This is a genomic window from Trichocoleus desertorum ATA4-8-CV12 (genome assembly GCA_019358975.1).
GTDB lineage: Bacteria > Cyanobacteriota > Cyanobacteriia > FACHB-46 > FACHB-46 > Trichocoleus > Trichocoleus desertorum_A.
In genome coordinates this window covers 1-21,190 of sequence record JAHHIL010000045.1, presented here as the reverse complement: position 1 = coordinate 21,190, position 21,190 = coordinate 1, and the positions used below count along the sequence as shown (strand labels likewise).

General features: G+C 50.2%; 19 protein-coding genes and 1 pseudogene. 7 read left to right on the top strand and 13 right to left on the bottom strand.

The features are described 5' to 3' along the window. Positions 1 to 5: 5 nt before the first annotated feature. Positions 6 to 299 carry a DUF2103 domain-containing protein gene (locus tag KME12_21965; protein ID MBW4490454.1) on the top strand — a complete coding sequence of 98 codons (294 nt, stop codon included), beginning with the start codon at positions 6 to 8 and terminating at the stop codon, positions 297 to 299. A 64-nt stretch (positions 300 to 363) separates the two neighbouring features. On the opposite strand, the gene KME12_21960 is transcribed toward KME12_21965, so the two are convergent. Further along, the gene (locus KME12_21960; protein MBW4490453.1) at positions 364 to 684 is read right to left on the bottom strand and encodes a hypothetical protein; all 321 of its coding nucleotides are present in this window, start codon (positions 682 to 684) and stop codon (positions 364 to 366) included. Positions 685 to 905: 221 nt separating this feature from the next. Between KME12_21960 and KME12_21955 the strand changes: the two genes are divergently transcribed. Beyond that, the gene (locus KME12_21955) at positions 906 to 2,051 is read left to right on the top strand and encodes a tRNA (guanine-N1)-methyltransferase (protein ID MBW4490452.1); all 1,146 of its coding nucleotides are present in this window, start codon (positions 906 to 908) and stop codon (positions 2,049 to 2,051) included. Positions 2,052 to 2,065: 14 nt separating this feature from the next. On the opposite strand, the gene KME12_21950 is transcribed toward KME12_21955, so the two are convergent. From KME12_21950 to KME12_21930, 5 genes are read right to left on the bottom strand one after another with little or no spacing between them, the layout of a single operon-like run. Beyond that, positions 2,066 to 2,875 carry a phosphate ABC transporter ATP-binding protein gene (locus KME12_21950; protein MBW4490451.1) on the bottom strand — a complete coding sequence of 270 codons (810 nt, stop codon included), beginning with the start codon at positions 2,873 to 2,875 and terminating at the stop codon, positions 2,066 to 2,068. A gap of 2 nt (positions 2,876 to 2,877) precedes the next feature. Then, entirely contained in the window at positions 2,878 to 3,768 is an 891-nt protein-coding gene (gene pstA, locus KME12_21945; GenBank protein ID MBW4490450.1) for a phosphate ABC transporter permease PstA, read from the bottom strand. Further along, positions 3,761 to 4,630 carry a phosphate ABC transporter permease subunit PstC gene (gene pstC, locus KME12_21940; GenBank protein ID MBW4490449.1) on the bottom strand — a complete coding sequence of 290 codons (870 nt, stop codon included), beginning with the start codon at positions 4,628 to 4,630 and terminating at the stop codon, positions 3,761 to 3,763. The genes pstA and pstC overlap by 8 nt, the downstream gene beginning before the upstream one ends. Further along, a complete protein-coding gene (locus KME12_21935) occupies positions 4,593 to 5,447 on the bottom strand; it encodes a phosphate ABC transporter substrate-binding protein (GenBank protein MBW4490448.1) in 855 nt (284 codons plus the stop codon). The genes pstC and KME12_21935 overlap by 38 nt, the downstream gene beginning before the upstream one ends. Positions 5,448 to 5,494: 47 nt before the next feature. Continuing rightward, on the bottom strand, positions 5,495 to 5,800 hold the full coding sequence (locus KME12_21930) for a metalloregulator ArsR/SmtB family transcription factor (protein ID MBW4490447.1): 306 nt from the start codon (positions 5,798 to 5,800) through the stop codon (positions 5,495 to 5,497). A gap of 250 nt (positions 5,801 to 6,050) precedes the next feature. On the opposite strand from KME12_21930, the gene KME12_21925 reads away from it, so the two are divergent. Then, on the top strand, positions 6,051 to 6,635 hold the full coding sequence (locus KME12_21925; GenBank protein ID MBW4490446.1) for a Uma2 family endonuclease: 585 nt from the start codon (positions 6,051 to 6,053) through the stop codon (positions 6,633 to 6,635). Between the two features lie 287 nt (positions 6,636 to 6,922). On the opposite strand, the gene KME12_21920 is transcribed toward KME12_21925, so the two are convergent. From KME12_21920 to KME12_21910, 3 genes are all read right to left on the bottom strand, one after another. Then, positions 6,923 to 7,489, bottom strand: coding sequence for a Uma2 family endonuclease (locus KME12_21920; protein ID MBW4490445.1), 567 nt, complete (start codon positions 7,487 to 7,489; stop codon positions 6,923 to 6,925). A gap of 30 nt (positions 7,490 to 7,519) precedes the next feature. Next, complete coding sequence (locus KME12_21915; GenBank protein ID MBW4490444.1) at positions 7,520 to 8,017, bottom strand: molybdenum cofactor biosynthesis protein MoaE; 498 nt, start codon at positions 8,015 to 8,017, stop codon at positions 7,520 to 7,522. Positions 8,018 to 8,142: 125 nt separating this feature from the next. Continuing rightward, positions 8,143 to 9,132, bottom strand: a complete 990-nt coding sequence (locus tag KME12_21910) for an aspartate carbamoyltransferase catalytic subunit (protein ID MBW4490443.1) — start codon at positions 9,130 to 9,132, stop codon at positions 8,143 to 8,145. Positions 9,133 to 9,496: 364 nt separating this feature from the next. Between KME12_21910 and KME12_21905 the strand changes: the two are divergent. Both KME12_21905 and KME12_21900 read left to right on the top strand, forming a co-directional pair. Continuing rightward, a pseudogene (locus tag KME12_21905) lies at positions 9,497 to 9,979 on the top strand (GAF domain-containing protein). A 906-nt stretch (positions 9,980 to 10,885) separates the two neighbouring features. Then, a complete protein-coding gene (locus tag KME12_21900; GenBank protein ID MBW4490442.1) occupies positions 10,886 to 12,646 on the top strand; it encodes a PAS domain S-box protein in 1,761 nt (586 codons plus the stop codon). Between the two features lie 20 nt (positions 12,647 to 12,666). Here the strand turns inward: KME12_21900 and mgtE are convergent, their stop codons facing one another. Then, positions 12,667 to 14,025 (bottom strand): magnesium transporter, encoded by a 1,359-nt coding sequence (mgtE, locus tag KME12_21895; GenBank protein MBW4490441.1) that lies wholly within the window; start codon positions 14,023 to 14,025, stop codon positions 12,667 to 12,669. 188 nt (positions 14,026 to 14,213) lie between these two features. Here mgtE and KME12_21890 point away from each other — a divergent pair, with 188 nt between their 5' ends. Continuing rightward, positions 14,214 to 14,897: a hypothetical protein gene (locus KME12_21890; protein MBW4490440.1), complete on the top strand. Its 684-nt coding sequence runs from the start codon at positions 14,214 to 14,216 to the stop codon at positions 14,895 to 14,897. A 12-nt stretch (positions 14,898 to 14,909) separates the two neighbouring features. Here KME12_21890 and KME12_21885 read toward each other — a convergent pair whose 3' ends face one another. Beyond that, on the bottom strand, positions 14,910 to 15,500 hold the full coding sequence (locus tag KME12_21885) for a DNA-3-methyladenine glycosylase (GenBank protein MBW4490439.1): 591 nt from the start codon (positions 15,498 to 15,500) through the stop codon (positions 14,910 to 14,912). A 313-nt stretch (positions 15,501 to 15,813) separates the two neighbouring features. Here KME12_21885 and KME12_21880 point away from each other — a divergent pair, with 313 nt between their 5' ends. Further along, on the top strand, positions 15,814 to 17,586 hold the full coding sequence (locus tag KME12_21880; GenBank protein MBW4490438.1) for an MBL fold metallo-hydrolase: 1,773 nt from the start codon (positions 15,814 to 15,816) through the stop codon (positions 17,584 to 17,586). 30 nt (positions 17,587 to 17,616) lie between these two features. Here the strand turns inward: KME12_21880 and KME12_21875 are convergent, their stop codons facing one another. Together KME12_21875 and KME12_21870 are read right to left on the bottom strand one after the other, a co-directional pair. Beyond that, the gene (locus KME12_21875) at positions 17,617 to 18,054 is read right to left on the bottom strand and encodes a response regulator (protein MBW4490437.1); all 438 of its coding nucleotides are present in this window, start codon (positions 18,052 to 18,054) and stop codon (positions 17,617 to 17,619) included. A 189-nt stretch (positions 18,055 to 18,243) separates the two neighbouring features. Beyond that, positions 18,244 to 20,934 (bottom strand): response regulator, encoded by a 2,691-nt coding sequence (locus tag KME12_21870; protein MBW4490436.1) that lies wholly within the window; start codon positions 20,932 to 20,934, stop codon positions 18,244 to 18,246. Positions 20,935 to 21,190 lie beyond the last annotated feature (256 nt).

The following is a 21,190-nucleotide window of genomic DNA, read 5'->3' as shown; positions in this document are numbered from 1 at the left end:
AAACAATGGCTAACCCCTCTCGCGGCAGGCTTGTTCTCAACCACTCCACCCATATTCCGGGCTTAATTCGATTGTTGGAACGACTGCTTCAGCAAGAGGGGATTCAAACGATTACCCCTGGTGTAATTGGAGCTGTACGAGCGCACTCCCCAAAACTTAAGCTCAAGATCTCTGTCCCCATTCGCGGCGGTTTTAAGGTAATTGCCCGACAAGGCAAGACAGTACAGGAAGTGTTTATTTTAACGAGCTTGACTCAAGAAGTCTTGGAAAGCGCGATCGCTACAGTCTTAGCAAAGTAGCAGCCCTAGCAAAGTAGTAGTCTTAGCAAAGTAATTGATTAGGACTTATTTTGCGGGGCTAGCACTACTCAACCTGACGCAGCACAACCGCCAAACGATTGAGCGGCAAACTGATCGTGCAAGCAAAAGTGAGTAGGTAAGAAAGAATGGCTGTGAACTTCAGGCTTAGAAGCAACACGTCCCAGTCAGGCAAGGCAAACTTCTGCACGCCCAAAGCGACGCAGTGCACAGTCCAATAGGTAAAGATCATCAGCATCAACATGCTTTCAGCCTGTTCAAAATCTTCGTCTTGATCTTGAGGCATGCCAACTAGTAGGCCGAGACCAGCCAGACAAGCAAAAAATGACAGCAAAATCAACCAGTCATGCCAGAGAAGCGTTGGCATCATTGTGTCCTTGATTACGCATTGAATCGAAAATTAGTCTAAAAGATTTGGGCTTTCAACTCACAAAAATATTACAAACTGCAATGAATTCATGAAAGAAAAAGCCTACTTCGCATTTTTAGAATTCCCGCCAAATGGCAAAAACTAAAGTGGATTAAAGGTTTAACCACTACTTTCTAATTTGGGATCAATTTTTAGTTAATTAAAGTTAATCAAGAAAAATGAATCGCGATTCCCATTGGCAACAGGAGGGTAAAGTCCATTTTCAAATCGGCAATACTTTTTATCGGCCTCAAAGCCAAATTGGCAGAGATCTAGGACTATTGGCCGCAGCAATTTATAAAGCTGATACGGGCAGACTGCGAGTTCTCGATGCCATGACTGCCTGTGGAGTCCGACCTCTCCGCTATGTATTGGAAAGCCAAGCAGACTGGGTGTGGGCAAATGACGCTAACCCGGATGTGAGCCCTACTTTAAGCCAAAATTTATCTAGTTATTTAGAGCCAAATTCTTATAAAATCACTTATCAAGACGCCAATCGCGTCTTTTTTGATTGCTATCAACGGCAAGATTATTACGACTTAGTTGATGTAGATAGTTTTGGCAGTCCTGCCCCTTATCTCAGCACCAGTCTTTGGGCAACAAAAATTGGTGGGTTGCTCTATTTAACGAGCACAGATGGGCGCACGAGTTCAGGCCATGAACCCGAAAAAAGTTTGCAAGTATATGGCGCGTATGCCCGCTGGCATCCGGCGTTGCACGAACAAGGATTGCGGATGTTAATTGGTAGCACCTTGCAACAAGCAAATAATAAAGGATTGAGTATTCAACCCGTTTTTTCGCTATTTAATGGCCAGGTGTATCGGGTGATGGTACGAGTTTTAGCCAATCCGGGTTCTGAGCTAAAACACTATGGATTTTTGGGGTACTGCCATCACTGCGGTCACTATGAAACGGTATCTTGGCGTCAACTCAGCCGTGCCGTTTGCCACCACCACTCTCCACCAGAGCCTCTAACCCTTAGCGGCCCAATGTGGTTGGGGTCATTGCACGATCGCTTGATGTTGCAACGAATGGAAAAGTTAGCTCAAGAGTGGCATTGGCCCGAACGAGTGCAACTGCTACAAACCATGCAAGCTGAGGCAGACTTACCTCCCTACTTTTTTGGTTTAGGCGAAATTGGCCGACGCGGCAAAATAGACCCGCCTGCCCGCGATCGCCTGATCCAACTCCTGCAAGCCGAGGGGTACCAAGCTAGCCCTACTCACATCAATGCTCAGGCGATTAAAACCAATGCTGCGATCGCCACTTGCCTAGAGTTAGCTCGCCGCTGTCACCCAAACCCTGCCATTCCGCCAGCGGGATAGCTTAGTCCAACAAATCAGCCTCTAACTCCAGTGACATAAGCCGACGTGAGCGCCTGTTGGGGAGCCTCAAAGATTTGGGTTGTGGGACCGACTTCGATCAATCGTCCTGCTCCTTCTTGCACCCAAAACAGAGCCACTTGATCGGCGATGCGTTTGGCTTGAGCCAAGTTATGAGTGACAACCACTAAGGTATATTTGCCCCGCAGCGTAGCGATCAACTGCTCCACCACTTCGCTGGATAGTGGATCGAGAGCGCTACAGGGTTCATCCATCAGCAGCACTTCTGGTTGGAGAGCTAAGGCTCTAGCGAGACAGAGCCGCTGTTGTTGCCCACCAGAGAGCGACAGGGCAGGCGTTTGCAGCCGATCTTTCACCTCATCCCACAGGCCCACACCTTGCAAGCTGGTTTCAACAATGTGATCAATTTCATCACGTTGCTTGATGCCATGCTCTCGCAACGGAAACTCGATGTTCCGCAGGATGGAGAGCGGAAAGGGATTGGGCTTTTGAAACAACATGCCAACTCGACGACGCAAAGAGATGACCTCGATCGCCTGAATGTCTTGGTCTGCCAGGAGCACCCGTCCCGATCGCCGCACTTTAGGCGTTAGTTCTACCAGACGATTTAAGCAGCTCAGAAAGCTGGTTTTGCCACAACCAGAAGGCCCAATTAGCGCCGTAATTTTCCCCGGTGGAATGGTGAGCAAAACACTCTGAAATGCAGGTTTGCTGCCATAGAAAAGGCTCAACTGCTCGGTTTGCAGAGAGGGTGGATGCAGTACTGGGGTGGAAGCTGGGCAACTGTGGGTGAGGGAATCGATCATGGTTAAACCACTAAAATGCGAGACTTGCGAAACCGTTCTGCCAGCCAAGAAACAGTGCCATTAATCAGCACTAAAACCGTGACCAACACTAAAGCCGAAGCATAGGCGTGAGACTCACCACCAGAGACATTCATGGCTAAGTCAAAAATGTGAACGGAGAGGGCGCGGCCAGAATCCAATACTGACTCTGGCATCCGATCGACGTAGCCACTGGTAAAGATCAAAGCGGCGGTTTCCGCGATCGCTCGTCCCAAGCCCAACAGTAATCCCACGACCAGCCCAGGCATTGCCGCCGGGAGCAGTAGTTGCCAGAGCGTGGCCGTGCGGGAAAGTCCTAAGGCAGCAGCGGAGCGTCTGTAGTCATCAGGGACAGCTCGGAACCCTTCTTGAGTGGAGCGAATTAAGATCGGCAGCACCATACAAGCTAGGGTTAATCCGCCGGACAAGATGGAGAAGCCTAAACCCAAGGTTTTGCAGAAGAAGGCGTTGCCAAACAAGCCAAAGACAATCGAAGGCACCCCTGCCAAGGCATCTAAGCTTAAGCGGACCAAGCGTCCTAGCCAGCTTTCGGTTGAGGTAAATTCTGCCAGCAGCACAGCGGTGCCCACTCCTAGGGGAATAGAGACTGCCATGCAAACGCCAATAATCAATCCAGTGGAAACCAGAATTGGAGCAATGCCACCTTCTCGTCCCGCATTCAACGGCTCAGTCGTGAGAAACTCCCAAGAAACCTGACCGATTCCATGCCAGAAAATATCGCTCAACAACCAGAGCAAAGCTCCTGTTACTAGCAGCACGACCGACCACACTAAAGCGATCGCCCACCATTCAGAAGATGGAGAATCAGCTTTCGACGTTGATCGCCTTACGGATGACGTAGTGAAGTCAGTCATATTGACCTCGATTCAGCACTTCCGCGATCGCCACCAGTAAGGCAATCAACCCCATCAATACCAAGCCACTGACGAAGAGAGCAGCGCGGTGATTGTCTACGGCATAGGCCATTTCTAAGGCAATATTGGCAGTTAAGGTTCGCACTGGGTCAAACAAGCTGTGAGGCACCTGCACCACATTGCCGCACACCATCAACACCGCCATTGTTTCCCCGATCGCGCGGCCTGTTTCTAAAATCGCACCTGTAATCAAACCGGAACGAGCGGCGGGCAACACCACACCCCGAATCATCGCCCACCGTCCCAAGCCTAACGCTGCGGCTCCTTTGACATACTCCGGCGGCACACTGGCAAGGCTAGCATCAGCAACTAAGGCGATCGTCGGCAAAATTATTAAGGTCAAAATCAGCGTTCCGGCGAGTAAGCTCGGCCCCGGCGGATGAATCCGGTTAATCAAGGGCACCAGCACCACCAAACCCCAAAACCCATAGACCACCGAGGGAATGCCTGCCAACAGCTCAATTAGGCGACGGTAGGGTTGCGCGATCGCAGGAGGTGCATAGTAATGGCAAAACACCGCCGAAAGGATGCCCAATGGCGTAGCGATCAGCACGGATGCCACTGTCAGCAGGAGTGTGCCCGCCAACATTGGCGCTAAGTTGAACTCATTACTAGCTGGGTGCCAGGACGCATCGGTGAAGAACCGGGATAGACCTACCTGTTGCAGCAGGGGAATCGCTTCCCAAATTAAAAAGAACAAAATCAGGAGCAGAATCGCCCCCGAAATTAACGCCAGTCCCCGCAACAGCCAGAGGAGCAGCGTCTCACTGTGTCGCTGGGACGAAGTATTGCTGTTTAACAATGTTCTGGACTCCCGGAGAGCGAGCGAATTCAATAAAATCTTTTTGCAGACCCGTGGGTGCGGTTTTAGTCACTAAATTCAGGGGGCGAGAGATGGGAAACTTTTCACTCGCTACATTGGCGATCGAAGCGGCAACGCCCTCAACAGGCAAGAGCTTAATTGGGGTGCCATGGGTAGCACCATATTCCGCTGAGCCAATCGAGACATAGCCGATCGCATGGGGATTTCCTGCCACTGTCTTAATGCCCTGCTCGTTATCTCCAATCACCACATCAGATTTGATGTCCTTGGTTTCCAGCTTGAAGTAGTGAGCAAAGAGTTCTAAGGTCGATCGCCCTTCTGCCTTATTCACGACTGTAATCGGCGCATCTTTGCCACCAACCGCTTGCCAGTTGGTAATTTTCTTGGTGTAGATCTCGACAATCTGCTGATCGCTCAACTGCTGCACCGGATTGGCTTGGTTGAGAATCACCGAAACTCCATCCTTGGCGATCGCAAACGCCTGCAAGTCTTTCTCGTTCTCCTTGAGTGCCCTAGACACCATGCCAATGTCGGCCACGCCTTGACGAGCATCGGCTATGCCGCGCGAAGACCCCCCCGATTGCACATCAATCCTGACACCGGGATGTTCCGATTCATAGCGCTTGGCCATCTCAGTTGCCAGCGGTGCCACCGTACTTGACCCAGTCAAGACCAATTTGCTTTGAGCAGAGGTAGCAGTTTGATTAGCAGCCTTTGGGGACGAGTTACAAGACTGCAACCAGAAACAAGTGGCTAAGCCAATCGACAAAGGTAATAAAGTTCGCAGTTTTTTCATCAACTGTTCCCAGCGTAAGAGTGAGTCCAAAAATCAAGAACTACAGCTTAGTCAAACGAGAGCAAACAGCAGCCCAAGTCGATCGCTCTGCGGGTGTCTGCTGGTTGGGCTGGGCTGGCCAGGTGATAAAGCACGGCTTTGCCATCACGGGTAGCTGTCACCAAGCCTTCTTGTCGTAAAACTTTCAAATGATGGGACAGTAAGCTCTGCTCTAGGCCCAATACCGCATTCATCTCTCCCACATGCATCGATCGCTGCATCAGCATTTGCAACACCGCTAAGCGAGTTGAGTCGGCCAAAATCTTCAGCTTATGGGCGCAATCAGCTTGAGGAGCTACCGGGGGAGAACTCATAGCTATCCTGCCTTGAATTACGAATAAATGGAAAATGACATGAATAGAAGTTGATACAAACGTATATTCATATCAATCTGCATTCATTAATCTATCATTAATCATTTCTTAGCAAAATTCTGAAAAGTACCTGAAGCGGTTCAAGCGATCGCCCTCACTTGCTGCTCGTCTAGCTGCCCCAGATATCAAACTAGAGAGAAGCATAGAATGAAAGCAACCAAGCCGCGATCGCCCACCCTCGCTCAACCCCATGATCTCAACCAAACCCAGATTTGAGAGCTTTGAAGAGTACCTAGCCTATGACGATGGCACAGAGAAGCTGTATGAGCTGTTTAATGGAGAGTTAATTGAGGTGCCACCAGAGTCAGGGTTTAATGTCGAAATTGCCAACTTTCTATTTGCCATCCTATTGCCCATAGTTGGACATCGCCGCCTCAGAGGGCATGGACTAGAACTTGAAGTCAGAGGCGAGCCGCGAAACCGCTATCCCGATTTGACGGTGATTCGAGCAGAGCATGTTGAGCAGTTGAGGCGGCGCAATACTCTGCGGTTTGAGATGGCTCCTCCCTTGTTGGTGGTTGAAATCGTCAGTCCTGGGGAATTACAACGCGATCGCGACTATATTGCCAAACGGATGCAATACCAAGATCGTGGCATTCCCGGATACTGGATTGTAGACCCTCAGTTGGAAACGTTGCTGGTATTGGAACTTAGCGATGATGCCTATACAGAGGTTGCAACTTTTAAGGGTGACGACAAAATCCAATCATCCCAGTTTGGTGAGCTGAATCTAACGGTTGCTCAACTCTTTGCAGCAAGTAAACCGACCGAATAAAGACACCGTAAGGGCAATGTAAGGGCGAGGCAAGGGCGATCGCTACAATTGATGGCAAAGAGATTTAAGTCTTTCTCAAACTAGTGGTCTAGATTCAGGAGGCTACTTGTGGTCACTGCCACACCAGAACCTAATACTGAACTTCAGCAACCCCTGGTTGGAGAACAGCGAGTCGTAATTCGTGGATGAAATTGCAGCGGTTCAGTCATTACGAACTTGGTTTCAGTGATCGCGCTAGCTCCCCAGTGCTTGGACTGGCGCGGTTCAGGTGCTCTTACTTGTATGTTTTATGGCGATCGCAACATCTCTCTAATTGCGATTTGACAATCGGAAAATGACAGCGGTGAGATCACATCAGCTTCAGACAAGACAATCTCGCTGGCATAACCTGTTGCAGTTGGCGAACGAAACACATGAAGCTGACGCTGGTTGACATCCAAAATCCAGTAGTCTTGGATGCCAGATTGAGCATAGGCTGGGGCTTTTAACTCGCGATCGCGCCTCAGCGTACTATCTGCCACTTCAATCAGGAGATAAACTTCATTGGGAGTGGGATGGTGGTCTTCATAATCCTGAGGGTCAACTTTGACCACAGCGACATCGGGTTCTGGCTCTGAGTAGTCATTGAGTTGAATTGGATCTTGGAAACGGAGGAGAACGCGATTTCCCAAACGAGCCTTAAGTACCCGCTCAATTCGAGTGACTGCGGCGCTGTGTGCCGTTCCCTTCGCTGCCATTGTGTAAAGCTGTCCTGAAATTAACTCGACTCGTTCATCAGGTGCCAAAACTCCCGCTTCTACCATGCGGTGATAGTCCTGAACGCTGAGTAAGCGAAGATCTGCAACAACCATGATCTTGTCCTGTTCAAGATTAAACCAGCCCGATCAGCAACTCTCTGAAGACTGTTCACAAGCACCAATGCTGACCCAACTAGTAGAACCATCCGCCCAATGTTCTTTTTTCCAGATGGGGGCGTTGTGTTTGAGAGTGTCGATCGCGTACTGACAAGCAGTAAAAGCTTCTGAGCGGTGAGGGCAGCCGACAGCCACTAACACGCTAATCTCCCCGATCGTTAAGCGTCCGGTGCGGTGATGGATCACGACTCGTTGTACTTCAGGCCATTGTTGGCGAATCTCTGCCGCAATTTGTTGAAAAACCCGCAGCGCCATTGGTTCATAGGCCTGGTATTCTAGAGCCACTACAGGCCTGCCATCGGTTTGGTTCCGCACCGTGCCGCTCATTACCACGATCGCTCCATTGGCGGCATCGTCCGCTAACCGATACACCTCATCCAGCGATAATGGTGCAAATGTCATGGCGAAACTATCCCGTGCGTCCACGGAAGTTGGGGTAGAGATAGCTAGGGTGGCAGCGGCATCCATGCGGTGATCTTAGGGGTGAGCTTTATAGAACGTCCTGCCTCTATTGTGCGGATCTTTGCGTTAAACAGAGACAATCTTGGATTGAAATGGCAGAATCTCTCCTCAAGCTCTCAAATTGAAACTCTTTAAGCTTTGCCACTGCCCATCAAGTACAGCAAAGCCATGCGGACAGCCACACCACTGGTGACTTGCTGCGAGATCAAGCTGAACTCTGGGTCGTCCATGAGGTCAGAACTAATTTCTACCCCCCGATTCACAGGGCCAGGATGGAGCACCTTGACATTTGGCTTGCAGAGTTTGAGGCGATCGCGGGTGATACCAAATTGTTGATGGTACTCGCGCAAGCTGGGCAACAAATGCTGGGTCATGCGTTCTTTTTGTAGCCGCAATGTCATCACAAAATCTGCATCTTGTAGGGCTGGCTCCAGATTCCAGTGCAAAAACAGTTTGCCCGCTCGGTCTTTACCACAGTCGGTAAACAGTTGGGGCAAAAGAGTAGGAGGCCCAGCCAAATGCACTTCCGCACCACTGGCCGTTAAGCTCCAAATGTTCGATCGCGCCACCCGTGAATGCAAAATATCTCCGACGATCGCGATTTTCTTGCCAACGAGTAAATCTAAGCGGGGTCGTTCTGGATCAAGCAGAGTACAAATTGTAAACAGATCGAGCAAGGCTTGGGAGGGATGTTCGTGTTGTCCATCTCCCGCATTCAGCACCCCGACTAGAGAAGCTAAACGATCCATCTCATCCGCGATCGCTTGGGGCACTCCTGCCTGCTGATGGCGAATCACCATCAAATCTGTACCCATTGCCAAGTAGGTTTTGGCCGTATCGAGAATCGTCTCTCCTTTTGTTAAAGAAGAATTTCCCGGAGTAAAATTAAGAGTATCAGCGGATAAACGTTTGGCAGCCAGCTCAAAACTGCTACGAGTGCGAGTAGATGGCTCAAAAAATAAGTTGGCAACCACCTGTCCCTGAAGCGTGGGGACTTTCTTAGTTCGCCGAGATAAAACCTCTCGAAAACTGGCAGCAGTTTGTAAGACTGTGTCGTACTCTGCGGGAACAAAATCAATTAAAGAAATGACGTGACGGCGAGTCCAAGCTGTAGTAGCCATGCTGGTAGTTAGCCCGATAGTCTCAGGTTCCAACTTTAAAACTTTTGTGGAACCAATGGACAAATAGGCCAGCAAATCTAGTTCGATCAGACCCTGATCTCAAATCAGTATCCCAAATCAGTGTCTATTGATTGTGAGCTGTAGATATGTAAGCCGTAGATATTGAAGTTCCTAACGTCCTCAGCCAAGCTTTAACACATTAGGTTCCGCCATCTAGCTAAGGTAACTCTGCCACCAAGTGGGCATTATAAGCATAGTTGACAGAAGCCAAGCCTACTAGTTAGAGGCATGCAATCAATTCAGCCCTGATTGGCCCTTTCGCCGCTTTAGCCAAGCACTACTTATTCAGGAACAACGAAAATCAATGAAAGCTGCCTGTCCTGAGCATGAGACAGCGAGACTTCAGTCTCTACAGCAATACCAGATTCTAGATACAGAATCTGAACCTGCTTTCGATGAGCTAACTCGTTTAGCAGCTCACGTTTGTAATACCCCGATCGCCCTCGTCAGTTTGATTGATCGTGATCGCCAGTGGTTCAAGTCCAAGGTAGGGCTAACGGTTGATCAAACCCCCCGTGATCTGGCCTTCTGTGCCTATGCAATTTTACAAAATGACATTTTAGTAGTGCCCAATGCTTTGGCAGATGAGCGATTTGCGCGCAATCCTCTTGTCATTACTGAGCCTTACATCCGCTTTTATGCAGGAGTGCCCCTCACCACGCCAGAAGGCTTTAACTTAGGCACGCTTTGCGTGATTGATCATGTTCCAAGAGAGATCAGTGCAGAGCAAGTTGAAGCATTGCGCGTTCTCGCCCACCAGGTTGTGGCTCAGTTGGAACTACGGCGTCAGCGCCTCAGCCTCATTTCTACAAGCACTCTTACAGTGCCAAACCCATCTAGCCAAAAGGCACTGCGGACGAGTGAGGAAATCCAAGCTCATATTCACTCGCAACTGGGGTTTGTGCCGCCTTTCTTCAGTCCAGCCGAGACCCACCCTCAAGTCATCGAAAACTTGTGGCATCAGACTCAGTTGGCTTATTTAAGTAATCCTTTATCAGCAATATTTAAAGAAAAACTATCTGCTTATCTTTCTCGCTATTGCGCCATTCCTTACTGCATGATCTGCCACAGTTGCTCTTTGCGTCCTTTAGGGGTGCAGGCGCAGGAGATCTTGGCATTGTTGGAAGCGCCACCCCCGACAGAGCTAGAAGTAGACAAGCACATCAGCCTGTTGTCTGCTCAACCAGATCTGCTTTCAGCTCTCTCTAGAAGGGATGCCGATGTAGAAACTGCTCTCCTGTACTGCTCCATCTTTATTTTTCTGAATTCCGAGGCAGCAGAGTTTTGTCGGCAAGAGCTGCGACGATTGTTAGGGCCAGAAACATATCAGCACTTAATTACTTTTATTGCCTATGTCAAAACTTGCCATTTTTGGATGGAAGCCCATCCAGAGGTAACTTACACCACAGACGAGCGAGTTTTAGGGCATTTTCAGGCACTCTTAGAAGAAGCGCCTAACTTAGCAGATTTCTTTGAGCACTACCGAGAGCGGGTGCAGAATGAACAGCAAAACTGGGTGGAACAGCAAGCAGCGATCGCCGCTCAAAAACAGCAAGAACGAGCCTTAAAACAGGCGGCAATAGAGAACCTACGGCTGGCACGGGCGATCGCGGCTGTGTCGGATGGTGTTCTGATCACCGACCCGCACCAACTCGACAATCCGATCACGTATGTCAATTCGGCCTTCTGTCGGATGACTGGGTACGAACCAGAGGAAGTGATGGGGCGCAACTGTCGGTTCTTACAAGGGCCAGATACAGACCCCAAAGCAGTTGCAGAAATGCGTCGGGCGATCGCTGAACAACGCGAAGTACAAACAACACTACTTAACTACCGCAAAGACGGGCAACCCTTCTGGAACGAACTCCGAATTTCGCCCATTTTTTCGGAAGCAGGCGAGCTACTTTACTTTGTAGGCGTGCAAACTGATATCACTCAGCGCCAACAAGCTGAACAGAAATTTCGAGAACAGGCGGCACTGCTAGAAGTCGCAACAGATGCCATTTGGGTACAAGACCTAAACAGCCAAATTCTGGTTTGGAATCGTGGCGCAGAAACTTTATATGGCTGGACCGTTGCAGAAGCGATCGGTCAAACCGCAAATCAACTCTTGACCAAAGAGTCAACTTCGCAGCTAAAAGTCGCATGGCAACAGACGATTGCCCAGGGTGAGTGGTATGGCGAGTTGCGCCAAGTCAAGCGCAACGACGAAGAAGTGATAGTTGCCAGTCGCTGGACCTTGCTACGAGATGAGCAAAATCAGCCAAAATCAGTCTTAGTCGTCAATACAGACATCACTGAGAAAAAACAGATTGAGGCTCAGTTCCTGCGAGCGCAACGGATGGAGAGTATTGGTACTTTAGCGGGCGGCATCGCTCACGACTTAAACAATGTCTTGGCTCCCATTCTCATGTCCACTCAACTGTTAGAACGCAAAATTCAAGATGAGCAGAGTCAGCGCCTTCTCAATACGGTTGAGCTGAACGCTAAACGAGGGGCAGATTTGGTCAGGCAAGTTCTATCCTTTGCCAGGGGTTTAGAAGGAGAGCGGACTTTACTCCAAACCAGGCACCTAATTCTAGAAATCGCCAAAATTGCCAAAGAAACATTTCCAAAATCAATTGAGATTTACACAGATATTCCTCAAGAGTTGTGGACAGTTTCTGGAGATGCGACCCAGTTACATCAAGTACTGATGAATCTCTGCGTGAATGCGAGAGATGCCATGATTGACGGCGGGACGCTTAGCATCACCGCCGAGAATTTGGTGATTGATGACAACTATGCCCGGATGCACCTGGATGCCCAAGTTGGCCCCCACATTGCTATAACCGTATCCGATACAGGCAAGGGCATTCCGCCCGAAATTCTCGATCGCATCTTTGAACCTTTTTTCACCACCAAAGAACTAGGTAAAGGCACTGGCCTAGGGCTTTCGACGGTGATGGGAATTGTCAAGAGCCACGGTGGGTTTATGCATGTCACGAGCAAGCTCAAGCAAGGCACTCGCTTTCAGGTGTTCTTGCCAGCCACAGAAGCAACGTTACCCCAAACTACCGTCGAAAACACTGAACTACCTTGGGGCCACAATGAGCAGATTTTAGTGGTCGATGATGAAGCCGCAATTCGAGACATTACTAAGACCTCGCTGGAAGCCTTTGGCTATCGGGTGATCACGGCCCACGACGGCATTGACGCGATCGCCCTCTATGCTCAACACAAGCAAGAAATTAGCGCTGTCTTAGTGGACATGATGATGCCCGCAATGGATGGCTCTACCACGATTCGAACGCTGCAAAAGATTAACCCCCAGCTCAAAACTGTTGCCATGAGCGGTTTAGTCACCAGCGATAAGTTAACTGCCGCTGCCAATGCGGGGGTCAAAACTTTTCTCACCAAGCCGTTTACCGCCAAGGAACTGTTGCAAACCTTACAGCAACTGCTACGTAGCTAAACCAGGCCACTCGCTACTTTTCAGCTTCCTGATAGATGAAGAACCTTCAGGCTGAATGTAATCAGGGATAAAAAGAGAATAAAGCCGATCGTGTCGAGCATGGTGGTGACTAGAGGCCCACTAACCAAGGCAGGGTCTAGCTTCAGGCGCTTTAGTCCCATCGGTAGTAAGGCTCCTAAGGTAACAGCCACGATGGTATTGGTTGCCATAACTAAGCCCGCAACCAGTGACACCCAGCGCTCCTGAGGGGGAGTCCAAATTAGGGACAGAATCACCATTGTCGTGCCCAGTGCCAAAGCGGTTCCCAACCCCGCCAAAAGCTCTTTGCGGAGAATCTGCCAGGTATCTGCGGGTGTCACTTCCCCTACACCCAGCGATCGGATGGTCACTGTCAGGGCTTGAATGCCAACGGTGCCACCTGTGTTGGAGAACAGCGGCATAATTACCGCCAGTACGGGGACGAGGGCAATGGTTTCCTGGAAAGGGGCGATCGCACTAGAAGCTCCAATATAGAGCGCCATGATACCTATGAGCCAGGGCAGACGGTTCCGCAACTTATCGAGGGGAGCTGACAGAGATGACTCCTCGCCACCACTCCCTCCAGCAATCCGCTGAATGTCCTCAGTGGCTTCTTCTTCTAAAATATCCACCACGTCGTCGATTGTAATGATGCCTACTAGACGCTCTTCTCGATCCACCACGGGTAAAGCCAAGAGATCGTAGCGCTTCATCAGTTGCGCCACTTCTTCTTGGGGCATTTCGGTGCGAGCTTTGAGGACGCGATCGCTAGCAATATCCTGAATCAGGGCACTAGGGATTGAAAAGAGAAGTTGGCGCAGAGATACGACCTGTACTAGTTTACGGTTGTTGTCTGTGACATAGGCGTAATAAATGGTTTCCTTGTCTTGGTCAGTTAGGCGGATCTTGCGAATCGCTTCCTCGACCGTTAAGCCTTGGCGTAGGCGTACATACTCAGTGGTCATCACCCGTCCGGCGGTGCCTTCGGGGTAGCCTAGAATAGTCGCTGTGGCTTGTCGTTCGACAGGACTGAGCTGTTGCAACAGTCGCTTTACCACCCCAGCGGGCAACTCATCAAACAACTCCGCCCGATCATCCGGTCGCATCGATTCGACAATTTGGCAAACCTGGGTACCATGCATTGAATTAATCAATTCCTCCTGCACTTCGGAGGGGAGATATTCAAACACATCGGTAGCTTGGCCTTTGTTGAGTAAGCGAAAGGCGATCGCCCGCCGCTCTGGAGGGAGTTCCACAATGTAGTCCCCCACATCTACAGCAGGCAATTGATTCAGCTCAGACTTGAGCTGGTTTAAGTCAGCAATATCGGACAGCAGGGCACGGCCTTCCTGAGTAAGCATAAAACCTCCTACGTCTCCCCCGCGCTGGAAGACTGGCCGCCAGGCTAGAGGAGATATCTACTACCAGGGACTGGACTAGAGTCCATGAAACCAACAAAACTCAACATCGATACCGATTAGAGGCATCGCTACGTTCTATGCTAACCCTCTCCTGCTTTCGGTGGTAGAGTCCGCTCGAAGTTTGTTTAATGACACTCAGAAAAATGATCAACTTTTATAAAATATCTTTAGCGGTTTTAGCGACTGGTAGCGTGCTACTAGGATTGAGCAGTTGCAGCCCTTCTGCGGATCAAGCGAGCGATCGCGCTGACTCCTCTACATCAAATTCGCAGACTACCAGATCCGCTATTCAAGCACCCGCTGCGGTGCCTAGTATCACGCCTACTCCTCAGGCAAAAGCGAGCCCTGCTCCCACTGCCGCTACCCGCAGCCAGCCACTCAAGACACCCAGTAGAAATGTAGCTGCAACGACGACAGCTAATACTCAAAATACTAATGCTCAAAATACTGATGCTCAAAATACAGTGGCTGTCAAAATTTACAAGGTGGACAGCAATTGCGAAACTTTGGTGCCGCAGCCAGCAACCGTATCGGCGCAACAGCCCATAGAAGCAGCCATCGGTCAAACTTTGGCGCAATGGGATACCGCCGATTTTAGCTTGACAGGCTATCGCGTCAGCATCAATCCAGATAGCCGAGTTGCCACCGTAGATCTCCGTGTCAACCCAAATTCCAAGCGGCAACTGGAATCTCTTTCTAGTTGTGAGCAACTAGCGCTGCTGGGAGCTGTAAACAAAACTTTAACCGCCAATCCCCAATGGAAAATTGAGTCGGTTCGCTTTACAGAAAAAGGCGAGGAAGTCGTGCTTTAGAATTTCTGGATTCTAGAGCTTGGACACCGCAGGACATTGTTTGATGTACCAGCGCCAAGGTAGATCGGCACCTTGGGTTAAACCGATACGAGTGGTTTGGACAAAGGCGATCGCCCCTTGATCGAAATCTTCTTGCCAGTTGGGATGACGATGCTCCAACCATAAGGGCTGTCCTGGCGCGAAGGGCAGAGCTGTCAAGCTCAGATCAATTTGCAGGGCGCGACAAAGTTTTCCGGGTCCCGCTGCCACGCGGTCGAGTTTGCGTTCTTTAAGGGGGTCGATCCAAGCAGGGATTGTATTCAATTGCAAGGCTCGAATTAGGACAGCACTGGGCACCTGATCGGCATCAGTGACTACATTTAGGCAGTGGTACATGCCGTAGATCAGATAAACATAGCTGAGTCCGGCGGGGCCAAACATGACCGAATTACGAGTCGTGCGGCGGCGATAGGCATGGCAAGCAGGATCACCGGGTGCATAAGCCTCAGTTTCTACAATTAAACCGCGTAGAATTGTGCCATCTAGGGTTTGCCTGACTAAAGTGCAGCCCAACAAGTCTGGGGCTACCTCTGTAGAAGGACGAGCTAACCAAGAGGGCTGAATAAACTGAGCGGTGGAAATCAAACTCACGGTAATTGTGTCAAAAATGTTGCGATCGCTAAGATTTTAATCAGTTTGTTCTACAATGCCGTCAAGTTTGCTCTGCTTTGGCCTGCAAAGGTCTTCGCACATCCCATAGTTAATCCCCTTTACTGCTACTGCTGTTTACCCGGTTTATAAATATGGACGTTAAGTTAATTTTGGCTGTTCTAACCGTTGTATTTACAATTTCGTGCTTGTTTTTTGGCACTCGAAACGGTTTCTACGATTCTGACAACTATCACGGCAATGGCTCTGCACACTAATAACTACGGACGTGGTTGAGCTGGAATGTTTGCCCTACGGTGCTGGTCACGCAGACGAAGGAGTTTGCTTGCTGGTGCGGATGGGACCTCATCGGATTTTGTTAGATTGCGGTCTGCAAGATATTTCACCTCTAGTTGTAGATGGCGATCGCGCTCTACCTGCCGATTTGGTCTTGTGTACTCATGCCCATCCAGACCATGCTCAAGGGCTGCTAGCCCTACACGAGGCATTTCCTCAACTGCCCATCTATGCTAGCGAAGTTACCACCGAGTTATTACCGTTTAACTGGCCAGGGCTAGAGCCAGCCAAGATTCCTCCGTTTTGCCAAGCTTTGCCTTGGCGATCGCCGATTGAGTTTCAAGAAGGTTTGACGGCTGAGTTGTGGCCTGCGGGTCATTTACCAGGAGCTGCGGCCTTCTTACTCACTTACACCACGCCGCAGCGCAGCTACACCGTTTTTTATACAGGAGACTGCTTTCTTTCCAACTCTCGGTTGGTAGAAGGGTTTCCGCTAGAAGAACTGCGCGGATTACGCCCCGATGTCCTGATCTTGGAGGGAAGTTATGGCACCTCACGGCACCCTCGGCGGCGACAACAAGAAAACCAAGTAGCCGAGCGAGTTAGCCAAGCGATCGCCGAAGGTTATTCAGTCTTGCTCCCCACACCTACTTTGGGTTTAGGACAAGAGCTATTAATGTTGTTGCGGAGTCATCACCACTTTACCGGACGCGACATCAACATCTGGGTGAGTGGCATGGTGGCAGCCGCTTGTGATGCCTATATCCAGTTGCTGCCTCATTTACCCACAACCGTGCAGAATTTTGCTCAGCATCAGCCTCTGTTTTGGGATGAGCGAGTCCGCCCACGGGTGCGACGGTTACAAGATGCGGTTGCTCTCAACCCTAGTGAACTGTTGAGTGCGGCTCATTTGCAGCCTCCCTGTATTATTCTCACGGATGCTACGGCAGATTTAAGTGAGTATTGCCGTCCAGACAATGGGCCTTGGCTCCTATTGCTTCCTCAAAAATTAACCACCGTTAACGCAACGGAATCTGAGCGATCGCCCCGTCGTCAACTGGTTATATCCCCATCAAAGGCAGTAGAACGGAGATTGCAAGCTGAAATTCGCGCAGGCCGCTTGGCAGTAGAAACCTACTTGCTGGCCGATCACTGCGATGGCCCTGGAACCACGCAATTGATCCACAATTTGCGGCCTCAGCATGTGGTGTTTGTGCACAGTTCTCCCACCTATTTGTCTGATTTGACCAGTCTGGATGAGTTGCACAACCGCTATCACTTACATTCCCCTGCCGCAGGGACGGTGGTTGAGCTGCCTGTGGGTGAAACCTTTTTGCAACCCGCAGCCCCTGAAACCAGCTATGAAGGAGAACTGACAGAACTTGGCACTGTAGTCACGATTACGCTGCCCGATGCGATTACCGTCGATACCCGTTGGCACAATTTCGCAGATACAGGCTTAATCGAAGCACGTTGGCAAGGGGAAGAGTTGGTGCTGCGAGGCTTGCCGCAATGGGAGCTACTGACTCCAACCAGCGATCGCCCGCCGTTGGCTCTAGACTGTTGCGGCAACTGTCAGCATTACCGAGGACAACGCTGCTGGAATCAAATATCGCCTCTGTTTGGTTTCAAAGTAGCCCCAGAAGGGTATTGTCCTGTGTTTGAACCCATTCAATCCGAGGCTTCTAGTTCTTCGCCCTTCAGCAATATTTCGCCGCCAGACTCGGAGCAGCCTAAAGATGATGACGCTCCAGACCTTAATTGAGGATTTGGGAGGGCGATCGCGCTAACGGGGCTAACGATGAGCTAACTCAGCCACCGCCATCACAAACTCGTCAAACTCTAAAGGCTTAGAGAAGTACTTCTGAAACCCAGCGGCTAACGCCTTCGCGTTCACCTGTTGGTCTAGCAATTTCGTGCTGTAGTTGGTAATCGCGATCGCCGGAACGACCTGCAACCCTTTTTGGTTTTCTAACGCTCTCACCTCAGCGAGAAGGGACCAACCATCCGTATCAGGCAACCGAATATCACTAATGAATACATCGGGAACAAAACATTCCACTGTTTTGAGGGCTTCGTGACCTGAACCAGCAGTGATCACGCGGGCTCCAGACTGCTCTAATAAAAAAGTTAGCAGCTCAGCAATATCTGGCTCATCTTCTACCAGTAGCAACCATAGATCTGCTAAAGGTAAAGGCTGCGCAATTAAGTTTTGGTCTTGCAAGATTGTCATAGCAGAAATGAAAAGCCGCTTGTAGTAGTCAGTCCACAAGGGCGATGAAGGGAACTTTTGCTAAGTTACCCATTCTGGGAGCAGCAATAAAGCTTCCAAGGAGTGGAATTTTCATGAAGCCGAAAAGTATTTTTTATCACTTTCGAGGTACGCAAATCTGGCTGCACTACGCAAAGACAGCGGATCGCTCTAGAGGGGTCGTTTTACGAGGGTGGCGATCGCCTGAATTAACTCGTCCGGTTCTACGGGTTTAGCCAGATGTTTTTGGAAACCTGCGGAGAGGACTTGCTTTTGGTCAGACTCAGCCGCGTAAGCCGTCAGCGCGATCGCAGGCAGGGGAGCTTCTAGGGATGGTGCAATCATTCTCACTTGATGAATCAGCCGATAGCCATCCATCTCGGACATGCCAATGTCACTCACTAACACATCTACATCTGAGCGCCGCAACACCGCCAATGCCTCTGCCGCAGAAGCTGCCACCTCGACCTTCGCGCCTACTTGGGCCAAAACCGTACTGGCTAACGTCCGCATATCCGCTTCGTCATCTACAACTAAAACTCTAATGCCAACCAGACTCATTTCTGGCTCGGTTGGAGATTCAACAGACTCTACGACTGGAGCCCCTTGGATCATTGGCAACTGCACGGTAAAAGTTGAGCCCAAACCTTCCCCAGGACTGTCTACTCGCACTGTACCGCCATGCAACTCCACCACTTGATGCACAATTGACAGCCCCAGCCCCAAGCCTCCAAATTGTCGGGTGATGCTACTGTCTGCCTGACGAAAATGATCGAACACGTGAGGTAAGAATTCTGGACGAATGCCTTTCCCTGTATCAACCACTTGAATGTGAGCATAAGGGGACATTGCCTTTAACTGCACTTCTACACGGCCTCCAGCAGGCGTAAATTTGACTGCATTAGACACCAAATTCCACATCACCTGTTGGAGACGGTTCGCATCTCCTGCCACCAAACCTACGCGTTGATCTAGCTTGGTGTGGATCTCAATTGATGTGGCTGTTGCCGCTAAACGCACCGTTTCGATCGCTGATTCGATCGTCGTCACTAGATTCACTGGGGCAATATTCAGGCCCAACTTGCCCTGCAAAATCCGAGAAACATCTAGCAGATCTTCTACCAGTTGAGCTTGAAGCTTCGCATTGCGTTCAATGGTTTCCAAAGCTTGATCGGTGGTTTCGGCGTCAAACTGGCGAGTTCGCAACAGCTTAGCCCAGCCCAAAATCGGGTTCAAGGGCGATCGCAATTCGTGGGACAACACCGCGAGAAATTCGTCTTTGAGCTGGTTAGCTGTTTCTGCTTGTTGGCGAGCCGTTTGTTCTCGATGAAGGAGTTCTATCCGTTCGGTTTCGGCCCGCTTACGAGATTCGATATCAACTGCCGTTCCTACCCATTTAATAATCTGCCCTTCTTGATTACGTGCAGGCCCAAGGGAGCCTAAGTACCAGCGGTATTCCCCAGTAGCAGAGCGAATCCGGTACTCAATCTCGAATTGGTTGTCTGTCTTAGCAGCTTGTCGCCACTTTCGTTTCAGGCGAGCTTGGTCATCTGGGTGTAACGCTGCATCCCAGACATAGCCTAGGGTTTGGGCCTCGCTCAAGCCTGTGTAGTCATACCAGTAGTGATTGCAGTATTCGGCTTGTCCGGCGGTGTCCAGCAGCCAAACAAATTGCGGTAGCGCTTCTGCTAGTAATCGGTAGCGTTCTTCACTTTGGTATGACGCTTCTTGCTGCTCACTCAGCGCAGAGACCAAATAACGTAAGGATTGGGAGAGCTTGGACAGTTCGTCTCGCCCCTGCATAAGCGGAATCACAACTTTCTGATCGCCTTGCCGCATCCGATTGGCGATCGCCGCAATTTCTAGCATCGGATTGACAATCAGGCTAGCACTGAGCCAACTGAGGATAGCAAACCCAATGCCACAAATTAGCCCTAGCCCTAAGATCTGATTTTGCAGCCGCCGCGCCGGAGCTAAGGCCACATCTGCATCTTGCCGCACTAGCACCAGCCAGTCTAAGCCAGGATAATCACGATATCCTTGGGTGCGGGCAAATCCAGTTAAAAATTTTTCCTCACTCGGCCAAGATTCCAATACATAGTGATTTTGGTTAGCCTGAACTGCTTGGACGCTAGGTAGAGCCAAAGTTTTTCCGACCAAAGCATCAGGGCCGAGCAAGACTTGACCTGCCGTATCCAACACAAAAATTTCAACCTGGCTGTGCTGGGCCATCGGTTCCAGCAACGACTTCTTGACCTCCTCTGCCCAATCCCAACTGAGATGCGCAGCAATCACACCTTGCAACTGCCCCTGCTCACTGAGCACCGGAGCGGATAGATCCAGAAATCGTAAAGGTTCACCCTTGGTCTGTGGCAGCAGCTTAGCCAGCATGACGGCATCGTGAACATCGCCGACAAAAGGTTTATTCCGTCCTTGCTGAAACACATCCCTCGAAGCAACACTGACCCCTTCGAGAATTCCGCCAGTGCCTGTAAGTACGGTGCCCTGAGGATCGATTAGCGCTATCCAGGCGTAGTCAGGGAAAGTGTCTTGCAACTTTTCTAACAGCGATCGCTGAGCCGCAGATGAGTAAGTTAGGTTGCGAATGGGCGGTAGAGCCGCCAGAATTTGCATCTCGCGGTAGCGCTCAAACATGCCGCGATCGAGTTTGTCGGCCATTTGATAAGCCAACTCAGCCAGAGATTGCCCCTGAGTATTCTGCAACTGAACGCTCGTGGTATACCCCACCAGCCAACTCAGCAAGATTGATAGCAGCAGCACAATGCCACCCGTTGCCAATCCTAATCGCGCTTGGAGGCTACGAGAGGGATTCAGTTGAGCCAATCGGCTAGGGAAAGTCATCTAAAACCACAGCTATCGACAGCAATGCACCTACTAGGCTAGTAAAGATTAGCTGAGTTGTCAGATATCGCTCTAGATCTCTTCGTTTAGATTGTCTGACAACCGCAGCTCGGCCCGAAATGAAAAATCACACATGATTAGCATGGGAGGCTTGGTAGCCTCGTCTCTTTAGAGCGAGGTGGAAAAGCGACTCAAGCGGCTTTAGCCGCCTACTGGCTAGTGATGATGAGGATCTTCAATGTACCGCTGGATCGTA

Excerpts from the sequence above, each read along its gene's own strand:
- KME12_21915 (MBW4490444.1), bottom strand. The coding sequence starts at position 8,017 with ATGGATGCCGCTGCCACCCTAGCTATCTCTACCCCAACTTCCGTGGAC.
- KME12_21960 (MBW4490453.1), bottom strand. The coding sequence starts at position 684 with ATGCCAACGCTTCTCTGGCATGACTGGTTGATTTTGCTGTCATTTTTT.
- KME12_21900 (MBW4490442.1), top strand. The coding sequence starts at position 10,886 with ATGACTGGGTACGAACCAGAGGAAGTGATGGGGCGCAACTGTCGGTTC.
- KME12_21910 (MBW4490443.1), bottom strand. The coding sequence starts at position 9,132 with ATGGCTACTACAGCTTGGACTCGCCGTCACGTCATTTCTTTAATTGAT.
- KME12_21875 (MBW4490437.1), bottom strand. The coding sequence starts at position 18,054 with ATGACAATCTTGCAAGACCAAAACTTAATTGCGCAGCCTTTACCTTTA.
- KME12_21870 (MBW4490436.1), bottom strand. The coding sequence starts at position 20,934 with ATGACTTTCCCTAGCCGATTGGCTCAACTGAATCCCTCTCGTAGCCTC.
- mgtE (MBW4490441.1), bottom strand. The coding sequence starts at position 14,025 with ATGCTTACTCAGGAAGGCCGTGCCCTGCTGTCCGATATTGCTGACTTA.
- KME12_21935 (MBW4490448.1), bottom strand. The coding sequence starts at position 5,447 with ATGAAAAAACTGCGAACTTTATTACCTTTGTCGATTGGCTTAGCCACT.
- KME12_21890 (MBW4490440.1), top strand. The coding sequence starts at position 14,214 with ATGACACTCAGAAAAATGATCAACTTTTATAAAATATCTTTAGCGGTT.
- KME12_21950 (MBW4490451.1), bottom strand. The coding sequence starts at position 2,875 with ATGATCGATTCCCTCACCCACAGTTGCCCAGCTTCCACCCCAGTACTG.
- KME12_21925 (MBW4490446.1), top strand. The coding sequence starts at position 6,051 with ATGATCTCAACCAAACCCAGATTTGAGAGCTTTGAAGAGTACCTAGCC.
- KME12_21930 (MBW4490447.1), bottom strand. The coding sequence starts at position 5,800 with ATGAGTTCTCCCCCGGTAGCTCCTCAAGCTGATTGCGCCCATAAGCTG.
- KME12_21955 (MBW4490452.1), top strand. The coding sequence starts at position 906 with ATGAATCGCGATTCCCATTGGCAACAGGAGGGTAAAGTCCATTTTCAA.
- pstA (MBW4490450.1), bottom strand. The coding sequence starts at position 3,768 with ATGACTGACTTCACTACGTCATCCGTAAGGCGATCAACGTCGAAAGCT.
- KME12_21965 (MBW4490454.1), top strand. The coding sequence starts at position 6 with ATGGCTAACCCCTCTCGCGGCAGGCTTGTTCTCAACCACTCCACCCAT.